The 6071-nt window shown below is 37.0% G+C and carries 6 protein-coding genes; all 6 read right to left on the bottom strand.

The window, feature by feature from the left end; translation table 11 throughout:
• Nucleotides 1-183: 183 nt before the first annotated feature.
• Nucleotides 184-1215: a DUF4885 family protein gene (locus WMO43_RS13885; protein WP_353531578.1), complete on the bottom strand. Its 1032-nt coding sequence runs from the start codon at nt 1213-1215 to the stop codon at nt 184-186.
• Nucleotides 1216-1304: 89 nt separating this feature from the next.
• Nucleotides 1305-2057, bottom strand: a complete 753-nt coding sequence (locus WMO43_RS13880) for a hypothetical protein (protein WP_353531577.1) — start codon at nt 2055-2057, stop codon at nt 1305-1307.
• Between the two features lie 95 nt (nt 2058-2152).
• Entirely contained in the window at nt 2153-2386 is a 234-nt protein-coding gene (locus tag WMO43_RS13875) for a hypothetical protein (protein WP_353531576.1), read from the bottom strand.
• 128 nt (nt 2387-2514) lie between these two features.
• Nucleotides 2515-3315: a FlxA-like family protein gene (locus WMO43_RS13870; protein WP_353531575.1), complete on the bottom strand. Its 801-nt coding sequence runs from the start codon at nt 3313-3315 to the stop codon at nt 2515-2517.
• 200 nt (nt 3316-3515) lie between these two features.
• Nucleotides 3516-4886 (bottom strand): GHKL domain-containing protein, encoded by a 1371-nt coding sequence (locus WMO43_RS13865; RefSeq protein WP_353531574.1) that lies wholly within the window; start codon nt 4884-4886, stop codon nt 3516-3518.
• Nucleotides 4883-5596 (bottom strand): LytR/AlgR family response regulator transcription factor, encoded by a 714-nt coding sequence (locus tag WMO43_RS13860; protein ID WP_353531573.1) that lies wholly within the window; start codon nt 5594-5596, stop codon nt 4883-4885. The genes WMO43_RS13865 and WMO43_RS13860 overlap by 4 nt, the downstream gene beginning before the upstream one ends.
• Nucleotides 5597-6071: the final 475 nt, after the last annotated feature.

Genomic DNA, 6071 nt, shown 5'->3' with positions numbered 1-6071 from the left:
TGGGCATTCTTATATGTCCTGCCCGTTTTGTTTCCAGCATTTTGTGTATTGCCATAACTATTCGTATATGACGCATATGTTCCTATTCCTGTAACTGCCATATTAACATATCTCCTTTCATTATTCGGAGTCCTTCCAACTATGCCACCTGTTGGATTTCTCTCAGAATCAATATAATATTGATCACACGCTAGCTTCAAATATACTTTGACTAATACCTTTCATCCACATATTCTGCGTTGCTCCATATCCTCTTTCCTGCCCTATATCATACAATCCACTGCTGTCAAATCCTATTTTCAATACTAAATCATTTTCTTTTTTCCAGCCATTTTTAGCATATTCCAACCATCTATTAGAATAAAGTTCATACCCTGCGCCATTTTTAGCCTTTTCCTTAAACAAGGCAAGTAAATCTGTGCCATCCTCTGCAATAAAAGTACCTTTTCTATATGTCGCATTGCGTGCATCATACCCTGTTGTCTCATACACTTCATGCCATAAAGAATATTGGTTCGCCTTTGTCCTATTTGCTTGCGAATTAACAATTTCATTGTCTGAATCATGCATACAAATCCACGCATGCGTCCAAATATTTTTTGCATTATCTCCTTCATTCAGCAATTTTTCTATCTGCGATAATGTGTCTCTATCTGTATTTCCTGACACAGTTAATTGATATGTATATGGATCAATAGAAAATGTCAAATCTGCTTGTTTTGATAATGATATTCCATTTTTTGAAAACAGATTTGAAATTTGCTGATTTACAACACTTCTTGCATATTGCTTTTCCTTGTCAGTATTGCGTATATAACCTGTACTTCTTGAAGCACCTGTATATACATCCTTGTAATTTCTTAATGCATAATCATACCGGGCAAATCCAGCCGAATATTTTCCCTCCGTTTGTAACATTCTTTTCTCATTGCGGTAAGCTATGGAACGCTGATCTTCTGTCATATATGAGCAAAAATTAGGTGAGGTCACATCACAATATTTTGATTCGATATATGCCATTGGATCAGAATGAGACAAATTTTCTTTGTACACTTTATCATAATGCTCCTGCAAAACTTTTTGTACGAAACGATCTTCCTCGGTAAGTCCATCATATTGATAACCTACAGTTGTACCAGTACTGGAAGTGTTTGGCAGATTATTTAAATCCCTGCCTACTGGTATGTTGTTGTAATAATTATTTACAGTAACCATACTAGCCCCTACCTTATATAAGTCTCATAACAACTGCCAACATTCTCTTGCAACATTAAACAGCCTTTCATGTCTCTAGAAAATATTTTTTAAGCATTGTGATATATTGTTCTAGCAAATAACCTCTGAGTCGTTTCCATAAAGTTCTTATCGTTACTCATAATATCCCAAATTACACTCTTTGCAATTCCTGCTGTGTATTTCGGTTCTTCATGCATTTCTAAAAATCTTTTTTGTGCTTTCTCCATCATGGATACCGCAGTATCTATATATTCTTTTTGTTCTGCTGTATTCTTCTTCATATTAGTTGTTTGAAAGAATTTAGAACCGTCGTTTGTCTGCTGACATACAATATATCCCACCAGATTTGCTAATCGCTTATTATATGCCCTGTCTAAACCTGCCAAGTCTTCATCAAGTGTTAATGAATTTTCTCCTGTGAGATTATAAGAGACCTGACGTTCTCCAGTCTCATGTTCTTTCACAATATAATTGTAACGTGTTTCATAAGCATCCATCATAGACTTCATCACATCCTCTAGATTGTATTTTCCGTCTTTTAACGTCAGTCCACTATGTTCTCTCATAGAAATATAATGTTCCCATTCAACCTCATTTGTATCTTGTATTGTTAATTCATATCCTATCGGTTCCTCAACTTTTGGCTTTACTTCTCTTAATTTTTCCCGCAATGCCCGCCTTCCTTCATTCGATATTTCTACATTGTCTATCTGCTTATTTTTATAAGCAACATTGCCATCCATACCTCTGAAATCTTTACTCTTTCTTTCCATTTCGAATAAACAAAACCTATCGTAAGAAGGTGTTTGAAATATTTTCATATCCGCTCCTTTCACATTTCGCAATCGCCTATTCACTTTCATGTTTACTAATTAGTGATATACATTTGCTTAAATTAGTCACTCATACAATATTCCTATACTTCCTTATCAATCTTACTTGACGTTAGAGAGGAATCTTTTTTCGAATATGTACCATTGTTTGTATAAGTCGCACTTGCGCGATTCGCAGCATTTGATATACCAGCTGCTTTCTGGGCTGTTTTGTCTGTCATGCCTGTCATCCATGAAGCATTTCTAAGGACATCTTTTGTATTGGATTCTCCTGCCTCCTTAACAACATCATTATAATCATCAATAAAAGATTTCACTTTTTTGGTAATTGCATCCCAGTCATAATCCTCTACCTCTGTTTCTTCCCCGGTCTTTTCATCCTTCTTTTTTATTTTCTTTTTTTCCCAGAGTGACGCATCGTTTAGTGCATCTGCTCCTTTACCAACTATAAACGAATATCTATCGGTGTATACACTGCCTGTTGTGTTGCATTCTGTGCATTTTCCAGAGTCGGTGTTTCTACTGTCACCTGTGTTTCCCCTTTGATATCCGTATTCTTTACGCTGTCTGTCTCCTCTGCCGCAGCCCCCGCAGATTCCTGTGTTTTCTCGGATTTATCAGTATTGTTCTTTGTTGCAGTGTCTTCTGTATTGCTGTTCTCCGCTTTTGTAGCTTCTTCTACTGATTTATTTGCATCTGCAAGTGTAGACATCTGTGCTGCTGTCGCAGACTGTGCCTTTGCCTGCAGCTCTGCCAGTTCTTCTTCCTTCTTCTCAGTATTTCCTTTTCCGGCATCCTGTTTGATTTCAGATTCAAGCACACTGGCACGTCCCTGTATCTGTGTTGCCATACTTCCCTGCACCTTTGCCTGTTTCATGGAAGAATCTGCGGAGATCATCGCCTGCATACTTGCCTGTGACAATCCGGTGTCTTTCTTTTTAGAAGTGTTACTTGTTCCAGCCACCATATCATCCATAGATGACGAATTTTTACTCTGCTGTTCCTTTCTCTGCTCGATCTGGTGCTGTCTTAACTGCTGATTGAGATTGTTAATCTCCTGCTGTATCTCCTGACGCTTTTTCATCTTATCCTCTAATGACATTTCTTCATTCGATGATAAGTCCTGTAGCTTCTGCTGTGCATTTGCAATCTGATTCTGAATATTTTTACTTACAGAATCATTCCCCTGTGTCATTCCCATTATTCCTGTCTGCGTATTTGTCCCACTAAATCCATTGATTCTCATCGTATTGTCCTCCTTGAGCTTAAATTCTGAAATTCGTTTCCTAAAAAATCTGTACAACATGATTTCTCTTTACTGATTCTTTCGGCATATCTTTCTTTACAATAAACAGCGATGTTGTGAACCGCCCTTTTTTTGTTGTGAAGCAAATAAAAAACACTAAATATTCTGATGTTTCACAGATTACTTAGTGCTTTTTGTCCTTATTCTACCTGTAACATAATACTTAGAACCACTTCCTGATTCTCCTGCTCTAAAAATATATCTCCCATATACATCCTTGCAACCCTCCGGATATTATGCAGTCCAATTCCATGCTCCTTCCCGGATTTCGTTGTTTCCGGCAGATCACTGTCCTTATAATTTAACTCTCCCTCATATCTGTTCTTTATGGTTATCATAAAAATACTGTTTTTCCGAAAAGAAGAGAGACTGATATAAGGATTTTCTCCACTTACATTTTCCATGCAATTATCCAGTGCATTGTTTAAGATCACGCTTAAATCAAATGCATTTAATTTCGTATCCTTTGGATAATGAAAATCTGATATAAAACGAATCTGCTTTTCCTTTGCTTCTCTTAACTTTTCCATCAGAATCACATCAATGACAGGACTCCCCGTTTTTATCTCAGGAGATATTTCATTCCACTCCTTTTTCAAATGCTCCATATATTCTGCTGCATCATCCATATGATTCTCTGCCACAAGATGTTCCAGCATCTGTATATGATTCCCCATGTCATGACGCAGGCTGCGGATATCCTGATACAGCTTTTCCACTTCCCCGATACGCTTTTTCATATCACTGACCTGATTTAATACCAGCTCCTGCCCTGTCTGTTCTTCCTGTGCCACCTTCCAGTTTTGAAACATCGTAGTCATAACAAGAATTGCTATGATAGAGATAAAATAATGCACGAAGCTTAAAGTTCCATAAAATCCATAGGTATCTGTCAGGCTCTTTCCTGTATCTTTTTCATAAATATTCAGATAATATTGCAGAATACCATACCCTGTAACTCCCACAAGAGAAGGTATGATAAGCATTACCAGCTCTTTAACGCTCATTTCATCATTTTTGTATACATATGCTTTATTGATCAGACCGATTGCGACTGCAAGGAAAATGATACAAAGCACAATATCCAGAATTCTCGTTCCAGCATAAAGTACATATTGCAGCCATTGTCTTCCTGCCATCGTATTCCCAAAAACCAGAGCTTTTGTGATAAAATCATCCATTCTGCCTGCCATTGCAACCGCAAGCCAACGGATAGAAAAAAATGTCACTGCAAGAAATATTTTCTGATAAATGTTTCTTCTGTCCTGTACATACATCACAAGAAATGCAGCCACAACTCCCAGCATATATGCAGAAAAATTGCCAATCTGCTGCGGTATCAGATACAGCACAGACATAATTCCAATATAAACAATACTGACCAGAGCAGCTTCCCTTTTCTTTTTCATATATGGATATACAAAAACACCAAAACAGATTCCTGTAATAATCAAAATTGCAATAACAGAAAACTTCGATGTGATCATCCAACATCTTTCCACTAAACTCATCTGACTTCATTTCCTTTCCTCTGGTTATACTTCAGATATTGCTTCACAAACTCCGGATAATTCTTTTTTGCAATCAATGCAGTTCCATTTTTCATAGTTACACAAGTTGCATCATATTTTTCTACATATTTAAAATGTACAAGATAGGCTCTGTGTGTTCGGAAAAAATCTGTTCCTACCATATCACTTAATTCCTGTAATTTACCATAGTATTCAATATCCGTACTTCGTGTATGGATAATAACTTTCCGGTTATACACCTCGGCATACACAATATCACGCAGAAAAATTTTTATATGACTTCCGGCGGTCTGTACCATGATATATTTTTCGTCTTTTTCAAGTCTGGAACTCCTTTTTATGTTATGGACTGCCTTTGTCACAACCTCTTTAAATTTCTCATCGGAAAATGGCTTAACCAGATAATGAAATGCTCCGACATCAAATGCCTGAAAAACATATTCCTCTGCTGCTGTCACAAAAATGAGTATCATATTCTCATTGTCCTGACGAAGCACCTTTGCCGTTTCCATCCCATCCATTCCCGGCATCTGAATATCCAAAAAAAGAATATCCGGCTTACTGCCACTTGCGATCAGTTCATCACCCGATAAATATTTATCTATAACCGCATCCGGCAATAACTTTTTTATTTTTTCTTCCAGTATCTGAACCATAGATACTTCATCATCGCAGATAGCAATTCGCATATTGTCACTTCCTTGCTTACATATATTTATAGCTATTATATCGGATAAGTTCATGCCATATCTATCTGGAATGTTGTGAATTGACCTTTTTTTGTTGTGAAAAGGTCATCAATTTATGCTAACAAATTTGTAAACATGAATAGAAGAACATAGTAATCCATATAATTGGGAAAACAGAAGAATTTGTCTGCTTGAGACCTGACGGATGTCTGGAACTGCCAAGCACACTCAGCATTGCCTGCCGGTCTGTTGCGAAACAGCTGGACGGATTTGAAAATTTCCCTTATTTCCCTTGCAGATTCCGCATAAGGGCAAAAATAAGGGAAAATACATATCATTTCAATATCTAAGGGGCTGGAAAGCCTGTAAAATAAGGAAAGTTCAGGAAATCTCTCCACAAATTCTGAATTATGAACTCAATTCCGTTACCAGTGAAGAATATCTTTTTGTCCGGTTCTTTATATCCTCCTCACTG

Origin of the sequence: Maccoyibacter intestinihominis, from assembly GCF_040096355.1 — a bacterium.
GTDB classification, from domain to species: domain Bacteria; phylum Bacillota; class Clostridia; order Lachnospirales; family Lachnospiraceae; genus Maccoyibacter; species Maccoyibacter intestinihominis.
This window is presented reverse-complemented; position numbering and strand designations above follow the sequence as displayed.

Excerpts from the sequence above, each read along its gene's own strand:
- WMO43_RS13885 (WP_353531578.1), bottom strand. The coding sequence starts at position 1,215 with ATGGTTACTGTAAATAATTATTACAACAACATACCAGTAGGCAGGGAT.
- WMO43_RS13880 (WP_353531577.1), bottom strand. The coding sequence starts at position 2,057 with ATGAAAATATTTCAAACACCTTCTTACGATAGGTTTTGTTTATTCGAA.
- WMO43_RS13870 (WP_353531575.1), bottom strand. The coding sequence starts at position 3,315 with ATGAGAATCAATGGATTTAGTGGGACAAATACGCAGACAGGAATAATG.
- WMO43_RS13865 (WP_353531574.1), bottom strand. The coding sequence starts at position 4,886 with ATGAGTTTAGTGGAAAGATGTTGGATGATCACATCGAAGTTTTCTGTT.
- WMO43_RS13860 (WP_353531573.1), bottom strand. The coding sequence starts at position 5,596 with ATGCGAATTGCTATCTGCGATGATGAAGTATCTATGGTTCAGATACTG.